Raw genomic sequence first — 23,297 nt, forward strand, 5'->3', positions numbered from 1 at the left:
GCGACCCACACGGTGACAGGTGCTTGGAAAGTCGGGTAGACATGTCGCCGCATCACTCTCCACTCTGCGTCGCTCGACGGTGATATGCTCCCGAGACTCGCCGGACTCCTAGACAGACACGCGCTTCTGCTCGCGGTTGTCGGCATCGCTGGCTGCGCAGACCCGCTCTCGCCGCGCGACGTGGCTGGCGTGTATGCGCTGCGCACCATCCCGCCCTCGGTGATGGATGGAGGCGACGTCCTCCGATTGCTCGCCGACACGCTTGTGCTCCACGCCGATGGAACCGGTGAACGCCGCAGCAGCCTCGAGCGCACGCTTGCGGATTCACCGGTTCCGGTGATCGAGGTGCTTTTCAGCGACCTGACGTATCGCCTCAAGGGACGGTTCGTGGGAGTCGAGCCCGTGCCTGGTCCATGCGAGGCCTGCGCGGGCGGGCCCCTCCCGCCGCTGCGGTTTGAGTTCCTCGGGCGTGCTCTGCGGTTTCGCTCGCTCCCTGGCTTGATGTTCGACCGGGTTGCGGACGCGCCGGCGCCCTAACGACGCTTGCAGCTGACGGTCGCGCTAGGGAAGCGGGAGCGGGGCGCGCGCCATATGCCCTAGGCCGGTCTGGCGCGCGCCCCGCTCCCGCATTTTGTTAGAGCGTCCGCAGCTGAAGCAAACGTTATGCTGACCACACGCACTTCACGCAGAACGCTGATCGCGCTTGGCGTCGCCCTGGTCGCGCTCGCCGGGCTCTGGTTTGGCGTCCGGCGGCCGGTCGAGCTCGTTGCTCTGGCCGATCCCTTCCTGTACAACGGTCCTGCGGCCGTCGGGCTCCCGGTTCGCGCCCGCGACGCGCTTGGGCGCGAAGTCGGGGTCGAGCTTGCCGCGACCGCGATCCGCACCGGCATCGCAGAGGTCGACGGTCAGAGGCTGCGCTGCCTAAGCGCCGGCGACACCGAGGTACGAGTGCGGTCCGGTCGGCTCACCACCTCGTTCCTGCTCCAGTGTCGGCCCGTCGCCGCCTTCGCGCCATTTCAGTCCCTCGAGCTTGTGCTCGGCGGTCCGCCACAGCTGCTCCCCGTGGTGGCCTTTGACACCCTGGGCCAGCTGGTCGACGCGCTTCGCTTCTCCGCCGTGTCGAGCGACACCTCGGTGGTCGTGGTGCACGGTGGGTACGCGGTGCCGCGGGCGCTCGGGCAGGTTCAGGTCACGGTGGACGTCGGTGGTCTTGCCACGCGGATGGCCGTCGAGGTGACCGAAATCGTCGCGCGGGAGGCCGTGCAGCTGGCGGGCGGCGAGTATCGGAGCTGGGAGCTAGGGCCCGGGCGCTATCGAGCGGAGCTGGTCGCCACCGGCTCGGAGCGCATGCGGCCCGCCGCGACGTGGCGCAGCGTGAACGCGAACTGCGCCTACGAGCCGCAGTCGCGCGCGACACTGCATTGCGTGCTGGAGGAGCCCGGTCGCGTGGTATTGCTGGCCGACGCTTCGGTGTCGGCGGCAGTGCGGATTCATCGTCGGCTGCGGTAGCGCGCAGCATAACGACGCTTGCAGCAGATGGCCGGGCTTCGGTAGCGGCCGGGCGGCCACGCCTTGATATTGGGACGGACGGGCGTGGCCGCCCGTCCGCATCTTATTTGAACGGCCACTGCTGAAGCAAACGTTATGCTGGCGGCAGACAGCTGACTCGCTACGGCTTCACCGTTAGTGTTGCCCACGCCGACCCGTTCGCAATCGTTCGAGTCGCCAGCCCGCGGAATGATTGGAAACGTCCGCGTCGAGAGCCACGCGGCTTGGGCGGCTCGGCCCGATCCGAAAGTGTGGTGCAGCGCCCGGCGAGTTCATCGGCAGTGCAGGGAACGTCCTGCCGCATAGGATCTGCAAACGCCGCAGCATAACGACGCTTGCAGCTGACGGGCCGCGGCTAGGGAAGGCCTAGGCCAAGCGGGCTGGCGCCCGCAGGGCCTAGGCCTCTTATTGAACGCGTCCGCAGCTGAAGCAAACGTTAGCCTGATGAGGCAGAGTTCGATGCGACGGCTGATTCTCCGAGTTCTGGTGGCGGTTCTCGCCGCGACGCTTGCGCCGGCCGCCGGAGGCGCCCAAGACTCGCCTGCCGCGCCTCGCGTAGAACGATATTGGCAGTCCGCGATAATGGGGCTTGGCTACGGAGCCCCCAACCGCTGGTTTCTCACAATCGGAGCGTTCGAGGGCAACGCAACCAGTATCTCTGGTCGCGTGGTGATGCTCGAGGTTGGGCAAGCAGGCACGCGCCTCGGCGCCGGGTACGCGGTCCACGCCGAGGCCGTCGGGGCACTCGCACGCGTGACTGCGCTGCGCACTTACGGGCATCCGCGCTGGGCCGCGCCGAACCGCACGATGGTCGGACCTGAGATCCGACTCGCAGTGCTCGGCTCGTTTGGGGTCGCGTGGCTGTGGGATGTCGGCCCGCGGCCGCGATCGGGTGCCCCACTTGTCGCGTACTCAATCAGCTTCTTTCTATAGGGCTCGTCACAGGCTAACGACGCTTGCAGCTGACGGGCCGCGCTAAGGAAGGCCTGGGCCAAGCGGGCTGGCGCCCGCAGGGCCCAGGCCATCTTATTGAATGCGTCCGCAGCTGAAGCAAACGTTATCCAGACGAGTCAATGCCGAGTGAGTTCTTGAAGTGGCGTCATCGCGTCGTCCTCGCAGCTGTGTGTGTAGGCGCGGCTTGTGAGCGCGCACCGAGTTCGACGGCGCCTTCGCTTGCGCTTGTGCCCATCGGCGTGGTCGAGCTCGAGGAGCCGGAGTCGGCACCTCTCGGCATGGCGGGTGGGTTCGCACGCACCGCGGACGGTCGATTCCTCGTCTCCGATCGGCAGCGCGGCACGCTGCTGGTCCACGGACCCGACGGAAGGCGCGAGGCAGAGATCGGGAGGCGCGGTAGCGGCCCCGGCGAGTGGGCGTCTGGGCCGTTCCGAATCTTCCCGTTCGACGATTCCACCGTTGCGGTGAGCGACGGGGGTCTCCTCAAGGTGTTTCCCATCGAGCGGCCAGAGAACGCGTGGATTCGCACGCAGTCTCCGACCACTCCCGCCTTCAGTGCGCGCGGAGGGACGGTTCTCGCCAGACGCATCAACCGTGACCACCGCGCGACCATGATGCGCTTCCGAGGCCCCGCCGATTCCGCGGAACTCGGCGGCCCCTTTCCAAGCCAGTTGGGGCGGAGCCGCACCGTGGACATGATGCTGGTCTTCGTCGCAGCCACTCCGCTGGTGGCAGACTCGTTCGCGGTGTTCACGCAGGGGTCGGACTTTCTGTTCATCGGTCCGTTCGCGGGACCGTATGACAGCCTGTATCTGCCGCCAGTTACCCGCCGCGGCGCCATGGCAGAGATCCTGGGTGCCGTGCGCGACGAGGACCCCGAGTCTGCTATGAAGGCGGCATACCAGGCCTCCTATCCGTTGGACGTGCAAAGGCTTGGCTCACCGGGAGTGGTCGCGGTCCTGACCATTGATCAGGAGTTTCTCGGGAATCGCATGGCGGGCACGTTGCATCTCTCCGCAGCGAACCTTCGCACACGCGTTGCGTGTGGCGAGGTGCGGGTGCCCGTGTACTCAGATCCGCAGCCGTGGGCGGTCATTGGCGGGGATACCCTGTTCGTGTTCTCGCACGAGACCGACACGCTTTCCGCGCGCACGGCGCTGCGTGTGCGGAAGTTCCGCGTGGATCGAGAGGCATGTTGAGGATTGGAGCGGCGCTGGATAACGACGCTTGCAGCAGATGGCCGGGCTTCGGTAGCGGCCGGGCGGCCACGCCTTAGGTTAGGGGCGGTCGGGCGTGGCCGCCCGTCCGCATTTCATTTGAACGGCCACAGCTGAAGCAAACGTTATGCGGATGGGAGCGGCATCATGAGCGAGCAGGCTCCTCGTCGAGGAGTAGTTGCGCGGGTATTCGCCGGCCTGCTGTCACCCCTGCTAGTGGTGGCGGGCGTCTGGTCGCTGGTTCGCGACGGCTGGCTCGGTTTCCTACCAGCACTCGGCGTGATCGCGCTCGGCGTGGCTGCCGCCGCCTTCGCATGGAGCGGCCGTGAACCGAGGTGGTTCCGACCCTCTTAGCGGTGCAGCTCTGGCATGCGGTGGCCACCGCATAACGACGCTTGCAGCTGACGGGCCGCGCTAAGGAAGGCCTGGGCCAAGCGGGCTGGCGCCCGCAGCGCCCAGGCCAGTTTATTGAATGCGTCCGCAGCTGAAGCAAACGTTAGACCGACAGAGACCATGTCGCTGCAACTCCAAACTGTGCACGTGTTCGGCGAGGACTATCCCGGTGATGCTCCGTGGCAGCTCCTCGAGTGGTGCATGCGCCAGGGTGGGACCGAGTTCACCGTCGGAGGCATCCTCGTGGAGGGCGGCTCGCGCGCCGTCTTCGACGCATTCGACCGCATCGCAGATTCTCATCGACTCCCCCGGTCACCTCGCTACGATTTGTGCGCAGGGCGGGTTCTTGTCACAGACCTCTGGCGCCTGAACCCTGACACCGTCTCGGCGCTTCGGGTGGCATTCCCGGAGGGGTACTTCTCGTATCGGCCGGCCGACGCCTGGCACGAAGATCTCAGCGTCTATCGCGCGAGCGGCGAGCTGCTCTTCGCCGTCGTCACACATGAGTCTGAAGGCGTGCTACGCATCACGGACGCCGAGAAGACATCCCTCGTCAGCGAAGGATTCTCGGTGCACCCGGAGGGCAGGTACGTGGGGTACTGATGCGGCTGCGGTCTAACGACGCTTGCAGCAGATGGCCGTGCGTCGGAGGCGGCGGCGGGGCCGCCGCCTGTTGACCTAGGGCAGGGCGTTTGCGGCGGCCCCGCCGCCGCGTCTTATTTGAACGGCCACTGCTGAAGCAAACGTTAGCCGGATGCAGTAGGGTTCGATGCAAGGGGAGGATCCATGACTGACGAATGGGCACCTGAACCAGAACCGGCCGGCAACCTGCAGCCACCGCGTCGGAATCCGCCGACCGCGGTCGGCGTGCTCACCCCGCCACCGCCGCATCGTCCGCAGCGTACTCGGTATCGAGCCTCAAGCCTGCGTCGGCGCCTGGCCCAAGCTTTTCTTGGCGCCTCCGGCGCCTTTGCCGGCATCGCGGCGGCGAGCATCGCCACTCACCCGGTGGCGGTAGCCGCTGGCTCGCTCCTGGCTCTGGCTGGCGCGCGACTGCTCGGCATCTCGGTGCGCAGCAACTCGGCTCCACGTGAGCTGGCGCTGGTCCCTGACCGCAAGTCGTCACGCAAGCGAGCGGCTTGACGCCGCGAGTTCGCCACCGGCACCGGCTAACGACGCTTGCAGCTGACGGCCGTGCGTCGGTAGCGGCCGGGCGGCCACGCCATAGGTTTGGGGCGGTCGGGCGTGGCCGCCCGCCCGCATTTCATTAGAACGGCCGCAGCTGAAGCAAACGTTATGCAGAGAGACCAGCGCCGCGATCACTTCGGCAGCTTGGCCAGGTTCGCTGAAGTTCTTGGGGTGAACTGCAACTGCACTCGGCTAGGTTCGCTCGCGCGCCGCGCTGAGTCCTTCGCGCCGGTACTTCAATCGTGGCGCGGCCCGTGTGGGCCGATGCAGGAGCACGCCGGGATCCCGTTCGCCCCCGGGGTCGCAACGGGCGGCTGTTACGGGTTCGCCGGTGCGGATTCGGTGACGGTCGTGCTCCTGCATAACGACGCTTGCAGCTGACGGGCCGCGCTAGGGTAGCGTGGGCGGGGCGCTCGCTGGTTGCCCTAGGCTGGTCTAGCGAGCGCCCCGCCCACGCATTTTGTTAGAGCGTCCGCAGCTGAAGCAAACGTTAGTACGACGGGGAGGGTCTGGCGGCGACTCATGGCAGCACACGCTTCAGTGCACCTTCTCGACGTCCTGCTCGGTGCGCTCTCCGCCAAGGGGCTGAGCCCTGACGCGCTTGAGCCCTGGAGCGCCTGGGTGGCCTTCAAGGAGTTTGCGCGCGCCGCCGCCGAGGATCCGGATCCGGGTGTGAGCGTTCAGATCGACCCCGCAGGTGATCGCGAGCCCGTCCGCCTCATCTTCGCTCGGCAGGTCGCAGTGCGCCGCGACGACCGTCTGGAGCCGGTGGGTGCTGTCGTGTGCGAGCTGACCTACGCGCCGCGGCGACGACCACCCCTGACGTGGCACGCGTGGAGCTTCGATTACCCGGACTTTGCGCACTTCATCGACTCGGTCGACCAGCATCCGCTTGTCGCGGATCTGTTGGTGACGCGCCCGCTCTCGACATCAGTGTACTGGAGAGAGGCGTGATGCCTTCCGCTTGCCGCGTACTAACGACGCTTGCAGCTGATGGCCGTGCGTCGGTAGCGGCCGGGCGGCCACGCCTTGATATTGGGACGGACGGGCGTGGCCGCCCGTCCGCATTTCGTTAGAACGGCCACAGCTGAAGCAAACGTTATACCGACGGAGCTAGCTATGAGAAGCGGTCGAACCGCACGCGAATGGGCAGCGCGCCGCACTGGCCTCGTCGGCGTGCGCTTCGGAACTGCCTCGATTGCCGCTGGAGGCAGTGTGCTCGGAGGCAGGGATCCCGGGTATCTGACGTCTGCCCGCTTCTTCGGTTCAACGCAGCTGTTGCGAAGTGTGGTATGGGTACTACCGGCGGTCGGCGTGTCCTAGAGCGGCCGCACTGATGACGGCAGCACTTAGCGCGCGAACGAGTAGTTTTGCACAGGCACACGCGCGGTCATCAGTGCGCCGCCCCTCCCTCCCCCGGAGATTGTATGGCTGAAGAGGATCGCCTGCGCGTGCACCCGCACGAGCGATTGGCTGGCAACGCGCAGCACATCGACTTGGCGGCCGTGGCCGCGCAGTTGCGCGCCGAGCCCCACGCAGCGAAGAATGGACACCGTCAGGTCGCGCTCGCGCGGCATGGTTCACTCGCCCATCTGCTGTTCGTGTTCGAGCCGGACGGTAAACTCAAGGCGCACCGCACCGACGGCGAGGTCACCATTCACGCGCTTTCCGGAGAGCTCGTGGTGACACTGGAGGATGGTCCGCGCGTCGTCAGCGGTGGGCAACTGCTTTGTCTCGCAGGGAATGTTACACACTCCGTGCGCGCGACGAAGGCGAGCGAGATGCTCCTGACCATCTGTCACCATACCCGCGCGTAGCTTGGCATCATCATTGACGCCGCCGAGCGAGAGCCGAGCGCCATCGTGAGCCCACTGGTCCGTCGCTATCTCAAGACGGCCATCGCCTTCCTGCTGATCGGGTTGGGCCTGGGATTCTGGATGCTACTCGGCCGGGAGTTCGGTGTACCGGTGGCTTGGCGGTTGCGCAGCGCACACACACACGCGTTGCTAGTGGGATTCGTGCTGATGATGATTGCCGGCGTCGCACTGTGGATGTTCCCGCGCCCTCGCGCCGGTGAGGCCAAGCATCATCCGCTGCTCGCGGAGATTGCCTGGTGGGGTATCGCGGGAGGCACCGGAGTACGCGTGCTGCTGGAGTCGTGGCCAGGAACACATCAGGGCGTAGCGTGGCGCGCGACCATTGTCGTGGCGGCGGCGCTGCAGGTTGCCGGACTCGGACTGTTCTTCGTGGCACTGTGGCCACGGATCCGGAGTTCCGGCGCGAAGACCGAAGTGCGCTAGGTGGACGGACAGGCGACTGCCAGCACGCGCGGCTCGCACAGCGGCGGCGGTTGGGCTGGGCTCTTGGGCTTAGTGCTCATCGGCCTCTTCCAGCCCCAAACTCGGCCTAGTGTGCGTCCATATTCACGCGCCGCCCGCCAGCAGCACGTACCGTTTTGACCTGGTCGGGCGTGACACGCGTGCCGTTGTTTCCCCACTGGCTATACACGTACGTCAGGACGTTGGCGACGTCCTCGTCGCCGAGCGACAGTGCTGGCATCAGGCTGTTGTACTGCGCACCATTGACCGTCACGGGGCCGGAGAGGCCGTGCAGCACCACACCGATGGCGCGCTTCACATCTGCATTCAGGTAGTCTGAGGCGGCGAGCGGCGGGAACGCCCCAGCCAGACCGGTGCCGGCTGGTTGATGGCAGGCGGCGCAATTCTGCGCGTAGACGCGCTCACCCATTGTGATCTGTTCCGCGCGGTTTCGTGCAGCGGCTGGCGCGGGCGAGTCGCTCGTCGGCATCCGTTGCATCGCACCACCCTCGGGCTGGTAGATGCCTTCGTACTGCCGGCCGGAGTACACGCCGCTGTCTGGCGTACCGCCCACCGTCAGCGTGCCGATGGCGCCCTTGTTGAAGGCGCGGAAGATGGAGTGGTCCACCAGGATGTAATTGCCCGTCGTCTCAAGCTTGAACTCCACGATGGCCGCTCCGCCCGCTGGAATCAGGGTGGTCTGCACATTCTCGTTGATGCTCTTGGTGCCTCCTTCCGTGTACACGCGATCGAAGATTTCTCCGATCACGTGGAAGCTTGAGACGAGGTTCGGCCCACCGTTTCCGACAAAGAGTCGCACGGTCTCCCCAACCTCGGCCTTGAGCGCCTTTTCACCCATGAGGGCGCCGGCGGACCCATTGAACACGACGTAGGCGGGGTCCTCGTCGATGGCGCGTTGCATGTCGAAGGGTTGGTGGCCCGTGACGCCGAAGTTCCCGCGTGTGTAGAACTCGCCCTGCTGCACGTAGTACTCGCGATCAACCGCAGGGAGCCCGCCCTTCGGCTCCACGAGGATGAGCCCATACATACCGTTCGCTATGTGCATGCCCACCGGCGATGTCGCACAATGGTACACATACAATCCGGGATTCAGCGCCTCGAAGGTAAACGTCGCCGTCTGCCCTGGAATCACCAGCGATGCCGATGCACCACCACCGGGCCCGGTCACGGCATGCAGGTCGATGTTGTGCGGATTCTTGCTTGATGGATGATTGGCGAGATGGAACTCCACGACGTCACCCTGCCGCACACGGATGAATGAACCCGGTACTGTCCCACCGAAGGTCCAGAATGTGTAGTCTACGCCGTCGGCAAGCCGAGACGTCTGCTCGTGTGCCTCGAGATTGACGATCACCTTGGTGGGATACTGGCGCGTGATTGGCGACGGCACCACGGGCGGCGACGTGAGCACTGCCGTCTCCTCTCCGCGGAGTCGTTCGCCGCCGCAGGCCGCGACCAAGGAGAGGAAGGTCAGAGCCAGTAGCCGGCGCGCTTCGTGAGGAGCGTGGTGCACCTTATACCTCTACGATTTGGGGGATGAACCAATCTATAGGGAGTTCGCACTCGAAGCGGAAAACCGGACAACGCCTGTTACCAAATGCGCGCGGTATAACGAAGCTTGCTGCCGACGAGCGCAGGTGCGGTAGCGGTTGCGGGGCCTCGGCCTCATCTTCTGTAAGGTTTGCCGAGGCCCCACAACCGCATTTTATGGGAGCGCTCGCAGCAGAAGCAAACGTTATGCGAGCCGGTCCGCTTGACAGCCGTCACGTGACACGTTACACTTGGGCGTGATCAAGTCCTTCGCCGATCGGCAGACCGAGGAGCTCTTCCGGACCGGCAAGGCCAAGAAAGTGCCGCCCGACGTGGCGCGGCGCGCCCTGCGGAAGCTCGAGGCCGTGGATGCGGCCGACCAGGTGTCCGACCTCAAGGTTCCGCCTGGCAACCGGCTTCACGCCCTCAGGGGCGACCGTGCGGGGCAGCACGCCATCGCCGTCAACGACCAGTGGCGCATCTGCTTCCGGTTCCAGGACGGCGACGCCTACGACGTCGAGTTCTGCGACTACCACTAGTGAGAGCCTCTCCATGAGCATTCCCAACACTAAGCCGCTGGAGCGGCGGCCGATCCACCCCGGCGAGATCCTCCGCGAGGACTTCCTGCCGGAGTACGACCTGTCGGTCACCGCGCTGGCGGAGGCCGCCGGGGTGTCGCGCCAGTCCATGAACGAGCTGCTGCGCGAGCGGCGGGCGGTGAGCCCCGAGATGGCGCTGCGCCTCGGCCGGCTGTTCGGTACGACGCCGGAATTCTGGCTCAACCTGCAGCGGAAGGTGGACCTCTGGGACGCGGCCCGCGGGCTCAAGCGCGAGATTGCGCACATCCATCCGCTCGCGGTCGCATAACGACGCTTGCAGCTGACGGGCCGCGCTAGGGAAGCGGGAGCGGGGCGCGCGCCATATGCCCTAGGCTGGTCTGGCGCGCGCCCCGCTCCCGCATTTTTGTTAGAGCGTCCGCAGCTGAGGCAAACGTTTTCCGGATGCGCGCCGGTCGTTCCGCTCGGAAGGTGAGTATGGACAACTCCGCATGACTGGTCCAACTGCTGGTTTGATCGCCTGGGTCTTGGCCACAGGCATCGGGCTCGTTCTACTTGGTGTCGCGGTGCGCGCCATCGTGCGCATCACGCGAGGCCCCCGAATCTCCGCAGACGATGCCCGGATTGCGGCACTTCAGCTGCGGGTCGACATGCTGGAGTCGGATCTGCATGCGGTCGACACCGGCCTAGAACATCTCAAGGCGCGAACGGAGTTTGCGGAGCGGCTGGCCCAGAGCCAGGACGCGTGAGCAGTCACGCTTGAAGCAAACGCAAGCTGGGCGCGGTAGGGTTTGATGCACAGGGAGAGCTTATGACGGACGAATGGGCACCCGAACCAGAACCGGCTGGCTCCCTTGAGCCGCCGCGCCAGAATCCACCGACGGCAGTCGGAGTGCTCACGCCTCCGCCGCCGCATCGTCCGCGGCGTTCCAGGTATCCGACATCGAGCCTACGTCGGCGCTTGGCCCAAGCGATTCTCGGCGCCTCGGGCGCGTTTCTCGGCATCGCGGCGGCGAGCATCGCCGCTCACCCGGTAGCTGTCGCCGCTGGTTCGCTCGTCGCGCTGGTTGGTGCGCGGCTGCTCGGAATCTCGGTACGAGGCAATCCGGCGCGGCGTGAGCTGGCGCTGGTCGCTGACCGCAAGCCGATACGCAAGCGAGCGGCCTGACGCCGCGAGTTCGCCACGGGCACCGGCTACCGAAGCTTGCAGCTGACGACCGAGTGTAGGTAGCGGCCGGGCGGCCACGCCTTAGAATTGGGGCGGTCGGGCGTGGCCGCCCGTCCGCACTTCACCAGAACGGCCACCGCCGATGCAAACGCCAGCCAGATGAGCACCGACCGATGAGCACGAAGGCCGCCCAAGCGTCCCATCTGCTGCGCCTCCGCCTTCGCGTGGTCGGCCCGCCCGCGAACGTGAGCTGGGCCGTGCAACTCGGCCGCTCGGAGCTTCTCGCCCCCGTGAAGCGCGGCAAGGATCACATCGAGTTCGACATTCCATTGGAGCTGGTGTCCGCAGCGGGCGGGGAACTCAAGGTTCGTGGCCAGGCCGTGCAGGGCCCACGAGGTGGCCGCTTCCTCTATGTGACTTCCGGCAAGCGTGCGGGGGACGTCATGTCGCCGTGGGATCGGCGCGCCAAGGTCTCCCTCGAGACGCTTCCGCTCGACACGATCCGCAAGCGTCCGCTCGGGACCGTCATCGCGCTTGAAGGCGAAATCGATGGCACGGCCAAGGACGGCGGTCCGGCCTGCGCGTCGATTCCGTTGCTCAGCAAGGCCTGGACAGTGGCCGCGAGCACTCGCTAACAACGCTGGCAGCACTTGGCCGCCCGCCAACAGCACACATCCCATCAATCGCGAGTATGTCGACCCGACGCTCCTCAGTATCAGTCAGCGTGGTGGCTCCGCACGCGTACAGCCGTCGCGTGGCGTGGCGAACCTGGGCCTTCAAGCGCCTCGCCGTGTCGCTCGCCGTTGCCTGCGTTGCCTGTGACGGCGATCCGACTCTGCCGTCGATCGTGGACGTCACCGAGCCCGGGACCTTCTCGCTCCAGGTCCTCAACCCCGTGGAGCCAACGTTCACGGGAATCGCGCTGGTCAACTATTGCGCCGCCGCAACCCAGGACCGTGGATTGCGGCTCCGCACGCCGAGCTGGCCCGGCGAGGACATCACCATGTATCCCCAGGGCGGGATACCGGCCGTTCTAATGCCCGTCCCAACCGGCGAGCATCGGTTCAGTGAACTCGCGGGCGGCAACCAGACGTACACCGTTCGGCACGATCGCCGCGCGCTGAGTGGACTGGCGGTCGAGAACGGCATTCCGACGCCGGACGGGAGCATTGAGATCCTGGAGTCGTCCATGAGCACGCTCCGCGGACGTATCGACCTGCGCTTCAAGTATTACTACGACTCGGCGTCGCCTCCAAAGCTGCGGCGCCTCCGTGGCAGCTTCTGGGCGGTCGCTGACCCCGCCTGTGCCGAGGCTCCCTAGCGTTCAACGACATCCTTGACGGCTTTGAGGCAAGCGCAATACCTGGGTCGCGCGCCAAGGGACGAGCACCCGATTCGCCGTGGTGATTCTCTTCAGAGCTTCAGCCTGTCCCCCGTAGCTTGCTCCTGTACCGAAGCGCATCCATCCAGGACTGACCGACGAGGGGAGTTGTCGTGCCGTACCGTACGATCTGCAAGTTGTTCGCCCTCCTGCTGCTTCTCGCCCGACCTGGCGCGGCGCAACAGGCCGAGTCGCGGTATCACGAGGCGTTTCGGCGGCTGCACGAGGCCGGGATGTTCAATGGCGCCGTGCTCATCGCGAAAGACGACTCGATCGTGCTCGACGCCGCCTTCGGCGAATCGGATGTCACGACGCACACGCCACTGACCGACCGCTCGCTCTACCGCGCGGCCTCCGTGTCGAAGACGGTCACCGCGCTGGCACTGCTGACCCTCGTCGACTCAGGACGGCTGGACCTCGACGATCCCGTGCAGCGCTACCTGCCGCGCTTTCCGTATCCGCAGACGACGCTGCGCCAACTGCTGCAGCACAGCAGTGGCCTCCCGGAGTACATCTTCGGCGTCGGCGACTATTGGTCCTCGCATACGGAGCCGATGACGGACGCGGCCGTGCTCCGGTGGCTCATCGACACGACGCCGGAGCTGGACTTCGCACCGGGGCAGGGCTGGGACTACTGCAACACGAACTACGCCCTCATCCCGCTCGTCATCGAGGCGGTGACTCGCGAACCGTACGCGGTGTACCTGCGTCGGGCGGTGCTCGAGCCGGCGGGAATGCGCAACAGCTTTCATCTGTCCGAGCTCGGGCCGCGCGAACGCGCGCGGCTCGCTGCCGGCCACGGCTTCGACTACGCCACCGGACAAGACCTGCGCATCGATCGGCATCCCGTCCTCTCGGCGGAGTTCAACGCCGACAGTGTCTTCGGCGCAGGGGACCTCGTCTCGACGGCGCGCGACCTGTTCGCGCTGGACCAGGCGCTGAAGGCGGGGCAGGTGATCAGCCTCGAGCTGCAGGCGACAGCCTACACCTCAATGGTGCTGCCTGAGGGCTTCCCCGCGGGCTACGGTCTGGGCTGGCAGGTGGCCGAGTCCGACTTCACCGGCCGCATCATCCATCACCACGGCCAGGGCGATGGCTATCGCACGCGGTACTATCGATTCCTTGACCGCGGCATCACGATCATCACCTTGCAGAACGCGCGGGAGAAGTACGCCGACGATGCGGTGCGCGTGGCCCAGCTGCTCGCGTTCAAGGACAGCGCGGCGATGCCGATGCCCTCGCTGGCGGAGGCGTTGAGCCGGACGATGCACGCGGACGGCCTAGAGGCGACGCGCGCGCAGGTAGCCATGGCGGCGCAAGCGCCGGCCGCCTGGTCACTGAACGAGCGCGACCTCAACAACCTCGCCCTGACGTACTGGTTCAGCGGGCAGCGGGACAGCGCGCTCTCGCTCTTCACCAGCTATCTCTCGCTGATGCCCGATCGTCCCAGCGTCTACGCGACGCTCGCCGAGGCGCTGGCGGATGCGGGGCGCACCGAGGAGTCAAAGGCACGGTATGCAGAGGCGCTTGCGGTCGCACGTCGCGACGCACGGAAGTACGCCCGGGATATCGCGCGGCTAGAGAAGCTGCTCGCGGACGGACGCTAGGGTGATGTTCACCAGACCCATTCCACGACCTCCCGCCTTGCGTTCGAGCCTCGCGCTGGTCGCCTGCGCCGTGCTCGCCACTGCCTGCGGCGGACTAGGGGTCGCGCGATGCGCCTGTAGACCCAGTCGCTGCTTGCGAGAGCACGTACCGCATCAGGGGATCAAGCGTCAGCAGGAACTCGCGCCCATAGATGTCGCCTTCGTAGGTGGCGCGGCGATGATAATCCTCGGCCGTCGGCCGGATCTCGACCTCCACCTCGTTGTGGGCGAAGTCCTCGAGACGTCCCACGGCGAGGAAGTCGAGCGCCGGCTCGACGCGAAACACCAGTCCCGTGTGATCGAGCTTGATGAACAGCGGCTCGATCTGCGATCCGCCCACGAGATCGGTGGCTGCCCCCACCGTGGTGAGCTGTGGGTCGCCGTTCGCGAACACGGCGAAGTTTGCCGCTGACGAGTAGATGTAGGCGTCGCGCAGGACATAGATGGGTCCGCGGAAGTCGAGCGAGATGGAGTCCGGTCCGAACCGGATCTCGTTGTCCAGGTATGGCCAGTAGCGTGCATTGCGCAGCTGTGGGACCGCTGTCGCGGGCCTCGCGTCCGCCCGGCCGTAGCGCGCGCGTGCCGAAGGGTTGTCCTTCATGCGCAGGTCGAGACGCATCGCGAGCTCGCGGCCGAGCAGGTGCCCCAGCACGCCTCGCCAGGTGAGGTCGCTGCCGCCAGGGTTTCCGCGGATGTCGATGGCGATGCGGTCGAACTGGGCGCCGCTGCGCACGAGGGCATCGACGCGCCCGTTAATGCTGTCCGCGAGCTCCACGTTCATCATCGGCAGGCCGATGTAGAGCAGGCGCTGCGTCTCGAAGTACTCGACGCGATGGGTGGACTGCGAGGCGAAGCCAATCGCGTGTGCCCGCGGCGACAGCCAGCGCACGGAGTCCGCCATCTGCATCTCCAGCACGCGGCCATCGGCGAGCCCAAGGTGGAAGCCCTGGCCAGCCGCGCGATAGAACCGCAGGCTGTACGGGATTCCGGCGTTGGACATCCGCAGTGGACGCACGACGTCGAGGTGGCCTTGGATGAAATCCGGGATCGTCTCGCCGTTGATGGTGGTCAGGACGGTCCCGCGCGACAGCCGTTCTCCGCGATACTCGATGTCGGCATAGACCACATACGCGCCGTCCACGAACACCAGTGGCAGGTCCAGGCGCTGCTCGGGCGCCGGACAGTGGCGCACGAGGGCCGCGACTCCCTCGTATGACTCGTCCTCCGCGATGTTGAGACGGCTCTGGTACCGTCCGTACTCGCGGAGATAGTCGTAGGACATCGTCGACGCGTGCAGGTCCTGCACGAGGTTGATCGCGCGGCCGAGCAAAGCACTGAAGGCGCAGAGATCCGTGCCGGTGCCGATGGCCTGCCGCAACGCGGCGAATCGGCGCTCGTAGTCGATGCCAAGCCGCACGGCATTCAAGTCGCGATGGACGGCAAAGGCGTTGATGAAGTCGATTGCTTGGTCGAAGTCTGCCTGCAACTCCGCAGTGGTGTAGGTCGGCTTCTGGTCGGGACGCGTGATCTCTGCTGCCTGTGCGGCCGACAGGCGAGGAAGCGTCGCGAGCAACGCGGCACAGAAGACAATGGGCAGTCTGGGCATCAGGGGCGTGGCGTGGAGGTCAAGGCAGGGTGGGCACGCACTACCGAATGGGCAGGCGACGCATCGTCACCTCAAAGGGCTGCGTCCATTGCCCGTCCCCCGTTCCCGTCTCCACGAGCCAGGTCCAACTGCCATCCTCACGCGGACTGAAGCGCATGCGATTGAAGGCCTTCGCCCCGTCGCTGTCGAGGTAGTGCGTCCCCGGGCCGACGTTCGACACCAGCAGCGAGCCATCAGCCTCCCGTGTGCCCTCGAACACGTCGAGCAGTCCGGAGATCTGGTCGCGGGAGACGATGCGATATCGCGCCTGGACGTGGTCGTACGAGAACATCAGCTGATACTGGTAGCCGGAGGGAGCGGTGACCGTCGCGTCAATGTAGAGCCCGCCGAGCCCGAGCGTGATGTTCGCGTTCTCATAGCGTCCCACGAGGAACAGTAGCGGGCGCAGGCTGTCGCGCACAGCGGCAGTCGGAGGTGGCACTGGTCGCGTTGAGTCGGCGACGATGGTGGCGATCAACGCCGGGAGTTCGAAGCGCGCCATGCCCACGGCACCGATGCCGTAGTCGGCGCGCTGGGCCGTCTGCAGCGCGAGCAGCAGGAGCAACTGCCGCTTTGCGGGCATCGTGAAGTCGCCCGTGGCGCTTCGGTTCGTGGGGTCTGTCCCGACCAGCGCCGCCGCGGCGAGCATCGCGCGCAGCTGTTCGACGTTGTCGCCCACGACGCGGTCCAGCGGACGCGGACCGTAGTGTCCGGAGTACGCCGTGACCTCGCCCGGGTGGTCGGCGAGGATCTTCGGCAACGCGGCCAGGGCAGGCCGCGCAGTGGATGTCCCGACGTAGAACGTCGCGCCGTGGACCGTCGCGTCGCCCGTGAAGGCTGCCTTCATCTCCGGCACCCAAACCACGCTGTTGTTGGCCGCCTCCATCGGGCCGTAGTCCCGGATTACCATCGTGAGACCGGCGAGCCGCAGCGTGTCCCCCGAGGCGACGGTGCGGTCCACGCCGCGAAACTCGGCGTCGTACTCGTCGCCCAAGGCGCGCAGCCAGCCGCCGGGCACCATTCCCTCGTCGTGCACCGCACGCATCGCGTCGGCCGTCGCTTGCGTGGCGATGACCGGCACGCCGGGGAAGGCTGCCCGGATGGTCGGGAGCCCGCCAAAGTGGTCGGCGTGTGGGTGCGTGATGATGACGGCACGCAGCGGCTTGCCCGACGCGCGCAGCGCGGCGACGAGGGCGCGTGCGTCGCGCCGCAGCATCAGCGCGTCGATGAGCAGCAGGCCGTCGGCGGTCTCGATCCACCAGGCGTTGGCGTCGTAGCCCTCAGCGGTCGCGACGGCGCGGTGCAGCAGCGGCCTGTCGCGCGAGGTCGTGTCGTTGCGCGGCGGCTGCTGGGCGGGCAGGGCGTTGGGGAGGAGGAACAGAATCGCGAGCGCCAGGACGCTCAAGCGGCGGCAGAATGGTGTAGGCATGCCGATTCTTACGGGACACGGCGGCGCTCCGCCTCAGGCTGGCGATACCGTGGGATGAACGCCCGTCACTACGGTGCGAGTCGGCCGCCGCGACCTCAACGGCTGCCGCCGTTGCCGCCTACGCGTCGCCCAGCAACTCGCGCACCTCGGCCACGTAGCGCTCGCTCACCGCCACCGTGGCGCCGCCGCGCAGGCGTAGCGCATACGTGCCGTCGCCCGTCACCTGCAGCGACCGACACTCGCGCCGCCGCACGATGTGCCGCCGGTGTACGCGCAGGAACTCGGCGGGGTCGAGCCGGTCGGCCAGCGCCGCCAAGGTCACGCGATGCAGTACCACTCGGCGCTCGAGGTGCAGCTCCGCATAGTTGCCGGCCGCCGAGATCCAGCGTACGTCTGCCACGCGGACCACTTCGAGGTGCCCGACGGACTTCACGCTGAACCGTTGCAGGTAGCGCGAGGGCGCGGGCACGCCGTCCACCGCCGGCGCCGCCGTACCGGCATCGTCGAGGAATGCGCGCAGCGCCTCGCCGTACGCGGCCCCGGTGCGCAGGGCCAGCAGCGACTCCACGCGATGCAAGCCGCTGGCGAGCCGCGCGTCGTCAAAGGGCTTGATGAGATAGTCGATGGCGTGCAGCTCAAATGCCTCGACGGCGTGCCCTTCGTACGCCGTGACGAAGACGACGATCGGCGGCGCCGGGAGCTCGATCAGATGGCGGGCGAGGACCAAGCCCGACGTGCGCGGCATCCGGATATCGAGGAAGACCACGTCCGGTCTCGAGTGCTCGATGGCCGCGAGCGCGGAGGCCGCGTCGGCGCAGGCGGCCAGCACCTGCCAACGCGGGAAGGCATCGAGGGCACGCTGGAGGTTCAGGCGGGCCAGCGGTTCGTCGTCGACGATGAGTGCCCGGATCGGCGCGTCGACAGGCGCCTTGGGCGTCGGCGTGTCAGTCATCAATGCTGTGCGGCAGGATGAGCAGCACCTCAAAGCGGTCGTCGCGCTCGACGGTCTCCAGGGTTGCGCGTCCCCGGTACGCGGCCTCCACGCGTGCCTGCAGTGTGCGGAGTCCGACCCCCAAGCCGGGATTGGGGGGCGCGTCGGTCGGGACAGAGTTCACAAGCCGGATCAGGCAGCGTTCCCCCTGCGACTCGCAGCGCACGTCGATGCTCGCCGTGCCCTCGCTGCGTTCCAGACCGTGCCGGATCGCGTTCTCCGCGAGCGGCTGCAGCAATAGGGGAGGCGACTCGAGGTCGTCCGGGATGCCGTCCAATCCGTCGTAGCGAACCTGCAGGCGCGTACCGAAGCGCAGTTGCTGCAGGCCAAGGTACTCGCGCAGGAACGACACTTCATCCGACAGCGGCACCCAGTCCTTGGCGACCGCCGTCGTCGCGTAGCGCAGCAGCCGGCTCAACTGCTGCAGCGCCGTCAGCGCCAGCGCGCGGTCGTCGCTGCGCACCAGCCCGGCGATGGCGTTCAGGGCGTTGTAGAGAAAGTGCGGCTCCAGTTGCGCGCGGAGGCCCTGCAGGCGCTGCTCCTCGAGCGCGAGCCGCAGCCGGAGATTCTCCTCGTGCAGGCGGCGTTCCAATGCGGCGTCGCGCCGTCGCGTACTCACTGCAACCACGGCGTAGACTACGGCATTCGTCGCGAGCACAAGGCTGGCGTCGAGCAGGATGATCAGCGCAGGCAGCTGCCGCAGCGTGGGGAGGATGGCCGAAAGCGTTACCGTGCCGTCGCTGAGGATCAGCACGGCTTGGTACGTCAACTCAAGCGCGAGGTACAGCGCGCTCACGAGGGCCACCGCCGCCCAGGGGCGCTTTGCCTGGCGATGAATCAGGTACAGCGCCGTCGCGAACGGCACGAAGGGCGCGTAGGCAATCCAGTAGCCGCGCAGCATGCCGGCGAGCGCGGGGGTCTGCCCGCGGTGCACGGCGTCGCTCCACGCCGAGAGGGCGTGGACGCTGGCGACGGCGCCCCAAACGGCCAGGTTGGCGAGCAACGTCCGGCCGAGCGAGGGCAGGCTGAGGGGCGCGGCGTTCGTGCGCGGTGCGGGTGCGGACATCAGGGGTTCAAGCTACGCCATTCTATAGTAGAGGGTGGCGGGGAGACGGGGCCAATCGCCGATGCGGTGGGACGAACGTGCCCGTGCGGGAGTCCTTGGCGTCGGTGGCGGAAGTGTGGCGAGCCCGTAGAATTGCGGGGGTGGGGCGAGACCTTGGAGGGTGGAATGCGAAGAGGGGAGTCGATGCTGCCGGAGTTCGACCAAGAGATGGCCACGACGCGTCGGCTGCTCGAACGCGTGCCAAGCGAGCACATGGCGTGGCGGCCGCATCCGAAGTCGTTCCCGCTCGGCCACCTGGTGCAGCTCATTTGCCGCATGCCGGGTTGGATCACGAATGCCCTCACCGACGACAGTCTCGACCTCGCAGCGGGGAAGGGCTACTCCTTCGAGACCCTGGCCACGCTGCTCCAGGAGTTCGATGGCAACGTGAATCAGGCGCGCACAGTCCTCGCCGAGACTTCGGACGCCCATCTCGACACGGAGTGGTCGCTCCGCATGGGAGACCGCACGCTGTTCACCTCGCTCCGAGGGGCGGTGGTCCGCCAGACCATCAGCCACTTGGTGCACCACCGCGGGCAGCTCAGTGTGTACCTGCGGCTGCTCGACGTGCCGCTGCCGTCGATCTACGGTCCGACCGCTGACGAGCGGACATTTTGAACTCGTGGGCGCGCGAGGCGCCGTGCCCGGTGACCATTTCGTCCGCCGAAGGGTATGGCGGGTATCCCCGGCCGAGGAGAGGCGCCTGCGCCAGCATCTCCAGTTCCCCCCGCGTCAGGTGCGCACGCAGGTCACGCTCCTGTCCGTGATCGTCATGCTCTTCGGGTGCGCTCCAGAGCGGGCCCTGGGTCCGGCGGCTCCGTCGCGCGCCGAGGCGGTCGCGAGTGTGGTCCCGGAGTCGATGCAGGCGCCCGCCCCGACCATCATCGTCTGCCAACGCTTCGCCGTTCGTGACACGCTGCATCTCGTCGACGGGAAGATCGTGTCGGCGAACACCGCGCGCGCACGGATCAAGCAGGGACGGGTGCAGGTCGATACGCTGCGCGGAGCTGCCGCCGTTTCGCTCTACGGGTCGAGGGGCGCGCTGGGGGCGATTGTCGTGACCACGCGCGAGAGCGGGCGCGCAGCGACACGCTGACTCGGCCTAGGCCAGGCTGATTGCGGCAGCTTCGCCGCGGCAGCTTATTTGAGCGGCCACCGCCGAGCAATGCGGTGGTAGGACCTGTCGCCCGGGAGGCTGCCGTGTTCTCGCTCATACTCATCGTCGGTATCATCGCCATGGTGATCAGCGCGCGCCGGTTCGCCGCGCGGAAGGAGCGCGAGGGCACCTGGGATCGCAACGGACCGCTGCATCCGACGACGGGGCCGATGCTGGCCTCCGAGATCTTCGACAGCGGGCTCCGCCGCGCCTGGGAGCACCAGCACGGACCCGAAGGCACGCACTTGCCGTACGCGCGCGAGATGCCGCCCATCGTTCCGCCGCTGGATGACGACAACGCGCCACGCTAGTGGGACGCGCATCCGGAACGCATCCGGACGGAGGTCTGCTACCTCGTGGAACGCGTCGCCCCCGGCCTGGCGCAGTGAATCAACACCTCATGACGCGAACCGGCCACGTCTGGCGAGCTCCACTCGACGCGCAGGGAATCCACGCGAACTGTGAACACCACAAGGACGCCCCACGTGCACGCTGATGTCCAGCGCTACAACGCCACGCAATCGCCCAACCACCAAGTCCTCTGCGAGCTACTGGCCGCGGAGATCGACAAGGCCCTGCCCACGGCCGAGAACAAGATCTGGCACGGCCACCCCGTGTGGTTCCTCGACGACAATCCCATCGTCGGCTACAGCCGACAGAAGCCGGGCATCCGATTGATGTTCTGGAGCGGCGCCGATTTCGACGAGGAGGGACTCGACGTCGTCGGCAAGAAGTTCAAGGACGCCTCGGCGTTCTTCAACGACGTCGCCGAGGTGAGGAAGACGCTGCTGCGGCGCTGGCTCAAGAAGTCGCGCGAGATCCAGTGGAATTACCGGGACATCGTCAAGCGCAAAGGGCGGCTCGAGCGGCTACGCTGACGGCCGTGCGGCGCTTCGGGCGAGTCGCTCTCGCTTGCACTCGCAAGCCGCGCCTCAGCGGATCCCCAACTCCGCGCGCGCATCCGCCGGCAACAATGGAATCAACTGCCGCACCGGCACCGCGAACCCATACTGCCGCTGCCCCTGCGCCAAGGCCTCGCGCAGGCCGGCCCGATGCACCCCGACCACCTCGCCGTCGGCATTGAACAGCGGACTGCCACTCGAGCCACCCACCGAGAAGCCGTTGAATCGCAGCTCGTCGCTGGTGACCTGCGCAAAGATGCCCGCGCTCATCGACGTGCGTACCGCACCGGTCGAGAAGTCGTAGGCCAACGACGCGCCGGCTGGATACCCAATCATCGCCGCCGACTCGCCCTGCTTGGCGCGTGTGCCGCTCCAGTCGATCTTCGGGATCACCGGGCCGCCGTAGTCGCGGATCCTGAGCAGCGCGAGATCGGGTGTATCGCCGGTCGGCAAACTGACGACCTCGGCGCGCAGCCGCTGGTTGGTATCCGCCAATCGCACGAACAATGAGTCCGCCGGTTTCCCGTTGTCCGTCGCCACGTGGCGATTGGTGACGAAATAGCCGGAGCGCGTGAGCACAAAGCCCGAGCCGTCCCAGACCTCGCTGCCGCCGTAGCCGGTGACCATCCCGACGGCCGGCCCCGCCGCTTGCGAGATGGCCGCGAGGTTCACGGACTTCACCGCGCGCACCTGGTCGGAGATGGCGGCGCTGCGTTCCTCCTGACTGCGGATGGCGCTGCGCAGGCTGTCGAGCAGGCCGCGCGAGGCGCGGGCCTCGCGTTCGCTGCCGCTGGCGACGCGCGCGCTCGCTGCGGCCAACTCATCGCGCAGGCGATTGAGTTCGTCGAGCGATTGGCGCTGCGCCGAATCGCCGGCGGCGAGCTGTTGGCTGAGCGCGAGCTCGGCGCGCTGCAGGGCGCCCTCGAGCGCGGTCGTCTTCTCCGACGCTGCGGCCAGGGCGACTCGCTGTTCCTCGAGCTGGCGCGCGGTGAGGCGCTGCTGTTGGTCCGTCCACCAATAGAAGCCCGCCACCGAGGCGGACATCAAGGCGACAAACGACCACACCGTCACGCGCAGGCGTGAGGCGCTCTTGCGGCTCGACTCCTCGATCATGCCGCGCAGCATCATCGTCTTGCCTTGCGGGGCGGCGGCCGCTGCGTTTGCCACGTGCGCGGCGGAGCGCGCGCCTGCGGAGCCGGCAGCGGCCGGGCGCGGGGACTGCGCTGCATCGGCGACTGCCGGAGGGAGCTTCAGGACCTCGACGAGCAACTCCGGCCCGCCAGGGCCCAGCGCGATGCGATCGCGCAGCTTGAGCTCGTGGTCGCCCGTGACGGGCTTCGCGTTGAGCTGAGTGCCATTGCTGCTCTTCAGGTCACGCAACAGCACGCGCCCATCCGGCGCGAGGACGATCTCGGCGTGCACGCGCGAGACGGCCGAATCGCCCGCCTGCCGCGGTTGCACTTCGCACTCCTCGCCGCGGCCGAGGCGGATGCGACCGCCGCGCGCGGGATAGCGGTTCCCGGTGCGCACTTCCTTGAGCACGAGTTCAAGCGTCGGGGAAGCGGGAGACGCCGCGGCTGATGCAGCGGCAGGCGCAACCGCAGGTGCCGAGCGCGCCGCGCTGGGAGCGCCCGCCGGTCCCGCCGCGCCATCCTCGGCAATCGTCTCCGCGATGCGCCGGTTGCGCAGCCCATCGACCCGGAACTCCGGGCCACGCTCTCCGAGCCGCAGCAGCGCGCCGACATCGATTGGCTGCGGCGCGTTCGCCCCCAGCCGCTGCCCGTTGAGCGAGGTCCCGTTGCGGCTGCCGAGGTCCTCGATCATCCAGCGCCCGTCACGCTGGAACAGCCGCGCGTGGAATCCGGAGACGACGCCAGCCCCATCGCCCTCGATGACGACCGCACAGTCCGGATCACGCCCGAGGCGCAGCTCGTCCGACGCGAACTCTTGGACGGTGCCGGTGCGCATATCGCGAAGCGAGAGCAGCGTCACGCGGGGAGGGCTCCGGGGCGGGAAGGGAGGGAGGGGAGCGAGGGGAGGGACGCGGTGGAAGACTGTCCCAAGATGCGGCGCACTGGTCGGAGCGGATAGGGCGGACGGCCGACTGCCCCTCGCCGCCGGATTGGGCCATCTTTCGGGCCACCGCGC

The 23,297-nt window shown here is 67.3% G+C and carries 26 protein-coding genes; 20 read left to right on the forward strand and 6 right to left on the reverse strand.

The genetic code is table 11. The annotated features are described in order from the left end of the window. The first annotated feature begins 84 nt into the window (after positions 1-84). The 9 genes from KF709_12920 (at position 85) to KF709_12960 (ending at position 7,600) form a co-directional block, all read left to right on the forward strand. Entirely contained in the window at positions 85-537 is a 453-nt protein-coding gene (locus KF709_12920) for a hypothetical protein (protein MBX3175309.1), read from the forward strand. Positions 538-663: 126 nt separating this feature from the next. Beyond that, the gene (locus tag KF709_12925; GenBank protein ID MBX3175310.1) at positions 664-1,509 is read left to right on the forward strand and encodes a hypothetical protein; all 846 of its coding nucleotides are present in this window, start codon (positions 664-666) and stop codon (positions 1,507-1,509) included. A gap of 705 nt (positions 1,510-2,214) precedes the next feature. Beyond that, positions 2,215-2,481, forward strand: coding sequence for a hypothetical protein (locus tag KF709_12930; protein MBX3175311.1), 267 nt, complete (start codon positions 2,215-2,217; stop codon positions 2,479-2,481). A gap of 248 nt (positions 2,482-2,729) precedes the next feature. After that, complete coding sequence (locus tag KF709_12935; protein MBX3175312.1) at positions 2,730-3,701, forward strand: hypothetical protein; 972 nt, start codon at positions 2,730-2,732, stop codon at positions 3,699-3,701. Between the two features lie 531 nt (positions 3,702-4,232). Then, positions 4,233-4,715, forward strand: a complete 483-nt coding sequence (locus KF709_12940; GenBank protein MBX3175313.1) for a hypothetical protein — start codon at positions 4,233-4,235, stop codon at positions 4,713-4,715. A gap of 183 nt (positions 4,716-4,898) precedes the next feature. Beyond that, on the forward strand, positions 4,899-5,255 hold the full coding sequence (locus KF709_12945) for a hypothetical protein (GenBank protein MBX3175314.1): 357 nt from the start codon (positions 4,899-4,901) through the stop codon (positions 5,253-5,255). A 585-nt stretch (positions 5,256-5,840) separates the two neighbouring features. Further along, complete coding sequence (locus KF709_12950; protein ID MBX3175315.1) at positions 5,841-6,254, forward strand: hypothetical protein; 414 nt, start codon at positions 5,841-5,843, stop codon at positions 6,252-6,254. Between the two features lie 473 nt (positions 6,255-6,727). After that, the gene (locus tag KF709_12955) at positions 6,728-7,117 is read left to right on the forward strand and encodes a hypothetical protein (protein ID MBX3175316.1); all 390 of its coding nucleotides are present in this window, start codon (positions 6,728-6,730) and stop codon (positions 7,115-7,117) included. Between the two features lie 45 nt (positions 7,118-7,162). Continuing rightward, a complete protein-coding gene (locus tag KF709_12960; protein ID MBX3175317.1) occupies positions 7,163-7,600 on the forward strand; it encodes a cbb3-type cytochrome c oxidase subunit I in 438 nt (145 codons plus the stop codon). Between the two features lie 106 nt (positions 7,601-7,706). On the opposite strand, the gene nirK is transcribed toward KF709_12960, so the two are convergent. Further along, positions 7,707-9,050, reverse strand: coding sequence for a nitrite reductase, copper-containing (gene nirK / locus KF709_12965; protein ID MBX3175318.1), 1,344 nt, complete (start codon positions 9,048-9,050; stop codon positions 7,707-7,709). Between the two features lie 376 nt (positions 9,051-9,426). Here nirK and KF709_12970 point away from each other — a divergent pair, with 376 nt between their 5' ends. The 7 genes from KF709_12970 to KF709_13000 all read left to right on the forward strand — a co-directional run bounded on the left by KF709_12970 (position 9,427) and on the right by KF709_13000 (position 13,882). Next, complete coding sequence (locus tag KF709_12970; GenBank protein MBX3175319.1) at positions 9,427-9,708, forward strand: type II toxin-antitoxin system RelE/ParE family toxin; 282 nt, start codon at positions 9,427-9,429, stop codon at positions 9,706-9,708. Positions 9,709-9,721: 13 nt separating this feature from the next. Beyond that, positions 9,722-10,036, forward strand: a complete 315-nt coding sequence (locus KF709_12975) for a HigA family addiction module antidote protein (GenBank protein MBX3175320.1) — start codon at positions 9,722-9,724, stop codon at positions 10,034-10,036. 202 nt (positions 10,037-10,238) lie between these two features. Beyond that, positions 10,239-10,475 carry a hypothetical protein gene (locus tag KF709_12980; protein ID MBX3175321.1) on the forward strand — a complete coding sequence of 79 codons (237 nt, stop codon included), beginning with the start codon at positions 10,239-10,241 and terminating at the stop codon, positions 10,473-10,475. A gap of 212 nt (positions 10,476-10,687) precedes the next feature. Next, positions 10,688-10,894, forward strand: a complete 207-nt coding sequence (locus KF709_12985) for a hypothetical protein (protein ID MBX3175322.1) — start codon at positions 10,688-10,690, stop codon at positions 10,892-10,894. Positions 10,895-11,067: 173 nt separating this feature from the next. Next, the gene (locus KF709_12990; GenBank protein MBX3175323.1) at positions 11,068-11,529 is read left to right on the forward strand and encodes a hypothetical protein; all 462 of its coding nucleotides are present in this window, start codon (positions 11,068-11,070) and stop codon (positions 11,527-11,529) included. 56 nt (positions 11,530-11,585) lie between these two features. Beyond that, positions 11,586-12,215 carry a hypothetical protein gene (locus KF709_12995; protein ID MBX3175324.1) on the forward strand — a complete coding sequence of 210 codons (630 nt, stop codon included), beginning with the start codon at positions 11,586-11,588 and terminating at the stop codon, positions 12,213-12,215. 173 nt (positions 12,216-12,388) lie between these two features. Further along, positions 12,389-13,882 (forward strand): serine hydrolase, encoded by a 1,494-nt coding sequence (locus KF709_13000; protein MBX3175325.1) that lies wholly within the window; start codon positions 12,389-12,391, stop codon positions 13,880-13,882. Positions 13,883-13,976: 94 nt separating this feature from the next. On the opposite strand, the gene KF709_13005 is transcribed toward KF709_13000, so the two are convergent. The 4 genes from KF709_13005 to KF709_13020 form a co-directional block, all read right to left on the reverse strand. Further along, positions 13,977-15,527: a hypothetical protein gene (locus KF709_13005; GenBank protein ID MBX3175326.1), complete on the reverse strand. Its 1,551-nt coding sequence runs from the start codon at positions 15,525-15,527 to the stop codon at positions 13,977-13,979. A 40-nt stretch (positions 15,528-15,567) separates the two neighbouring features. Continuing rightward, positions 15,568-16,995, reverse strand: coding sequence for an MBL fold metallo-hydrolase (locus tag KF709_13010; protein ID MBX3175327.1), 1,428 nt, complete (start codon positions 16,993-16,995; stop codon positions 15,568-15,570). Between the two features lie 118 nt (positions 16,996-17,113). After that, positions 17,114-17,947 carry a response regulator transcription factor gene (locus KF709_13015; GenBank protein MBX3175328.1) on the reverse strand — a complete coding sequence of 278 codons (834 nt, stop codon included), beginning with the start codon at positions 17,945-17,947 and terminating at the stop codon, positions 17,114-17,116. Then, on the reverse strand, positions 17,940-19,052 hold the full coding sequence (locus tag KF709_13020) for a histidine kinase (GenBank protein ID MBX3175329.1): 1,113 nt from the start codon (positions 19,050-19,052) through the stop codon (positions 17,940-17,942). Before KF709_13020 ends, KF709_13015 begins: the two co-directional genes overlap by 8 nt. A 165-nt stretch (positions 19,053-19,217) precedes the next feature. Here KF709_13020 and KF709_13025 point away from each other — a divergent pair, with 165 nt between their 5' ends. From KF709_13025 to KF709_13040, 4 genes are all read left to right on the forward strand, one after another. Beyond that, the gene (locus KF709_13025; protein MBX3175330.1) at positions 19,218-19,709 is read left to right on the forward strand and encodes a DinB family protein; all 492 of its coding nucleotides are present in this window, start codon (positions 19,218-19,220) and stop codon (positions 19,707-19,709) included. A 118-nt stretch (positions 19,710-19,827) separates the two neighbouring features. Further along, on the forward strand, positions 19,828-20,187 hold the full coding sequence (locus tag KF709_13030) for a hypothetical protein (protein ID MBX3175331.1): 360 nt from the start codon (positions 19,828-19,830) through the stop codon (positions 20,185-20,187). Between the two features lie 104 nt (positions 20,188-20,291). Next, on the forward strand, positions 20,292-20,558 hold the full coding sequence (locus tag KF709_13035) for a hypothetical protein (GenBank protein MBX3175332.1): 267 nt from the start codon (positions 20,292-20,294) through the stop codon (positions 20,556-20,558). A 174-nt stretch (positions 20,559-20,732) separates the two neighbouring features. After that, the gene (locus KF709_13040) at positions 20,733-21,125 is read left to right on the forward strand and encodes a DUF1801 domain-containing protein (GenBank protein MBX3175333.1); all 393 of its coding nucleotides are present in this window, start codon (positions 20,733-20,735) and stop codon (positions 21,123-21,125) included. A gap of 54 nt (positions 21,126-21,179) precedes the next feature. Here the strand turns inward: KF709_13040 and KF709_13045 are convergent, their stop codons facing one another. After that, positions 21,180-23,141, reverse strand: a complete 1,962-nt coding sequence (locus tag KF709_13045; GenBank protein ID MBX3175334.1) for an FHA domain-containing protein — start codon at positions 23,139-23,141, stop codon at positions 21,180-21,182. Positions 23,142-23,297: the final 156 nt, after the last annotated feature.

This window comes from Gemmatimonadaceae bacterium (genome assembly GCA_019637445.1).
Classification (GTDB): domain Bacteria; phylum Gemmatimonadota; class Gemmatimonadetes; order Gemmatimonadales; family Gemmatimonadaceae; genus Pseudogemmatithrix.

What these genes read in the sequence shown, in the direction of transcription:
- KF709_12925 (MBX3175310.1), top strand. Translation starts at nt 664, where the DNA reads ATGCTGACCACACGCACTTCACGCAGAACGCTGATCGCGCTTGGCGTC.
- KF709_12920 (MBX3175309.1), top strand. Translation starts at nt 85, where the DNA reads ATGCTCCCGAGACTCGCCGGACTCCTAGACAGACACGCGCTTCTGCTC.
- KF709_12975 (MBX3175320.1), top strand. Translation starts at nt 9,722, where the DNA reads ATGAGCATTCCCAACACTAAGCCGCTGGAGCGGCGGCCGATCCACCCC.
- KF709_12995 (MBX3175324.1), top strand. Translation starts at nt 11,586, where the DNA reads ATGTCGACCCGACGCTCCTCAGTATCAGTCAGCGTGGTGGCTCCGCAC.
- KF709_13020 (MBX3175329.1), bottom strand. Translation starts at nt 19,052, where the DNA reads ATGTCCGCACCCGCACCGCGCACGAACGCCGCGCCCCTCAGCCTGCCC.
- KF709_12990 (MBX3175323.1), top strand. Translation starts at nt 11,068, where the DNA reads ATGAGCACGAAGGCCGCCCAAGCGTCCCATCTGCTGCGCCTCCGCCTT.
- KF709_12945 (MBX3175314.1), top strand. Translation starts at nt 4,899, where the DNA reads ATGACTGACGAATGGGCACCTGAACCAGAACCGGCCGGCAACCTGCAG.
- KF709_13010 (MBX3175327.1), bottom strand. Translation starts at nt 16,995, where the DNA reads ATGCCTACACCATTCTGCCGCCGCTTGAGCGTCCTGGCGCTCGCGATT.
- KF709_13005 (MBX3175326.1), bottom strand. Translation starts at nt 15,527, where the DNA reads ATGCCCAGACTGCCCATTGTCTTCTGTGCCGCGTTGCTCGCGACGCTT.
- KF709_12940 (MBX3175313.1), top strand. Translation starts at nt 4,233, where the DNA reads ATGTCGCTGCAACTCCAAACTGTGCACGTGTTCGGCGAGGACTATCCC.
- KF709_13025 (MBX3175330.1), top strand. Translation starts at nt 19,218, where the DNA reads ATGCGAAGAGGGGAGTCGATGCTGCCGGAGTTCGACCAAGAGATGGCC.
- KF709_13015 (MBX3175328.1), bottom strand. Translation starts at nt 17,947, where the DNA reads ATGACTGACACGCCGACGCCCAAGGCGCCTGTCGACGCGCCGATCCGG.
- KF709_12955 (MBX3175316.1), top strand. Translation starts at nt 6,728, where the DNA reads ATGGCTGAAGAGGATCGCCTGCGCGTGCACCCGCACGAGCGATTGGCT.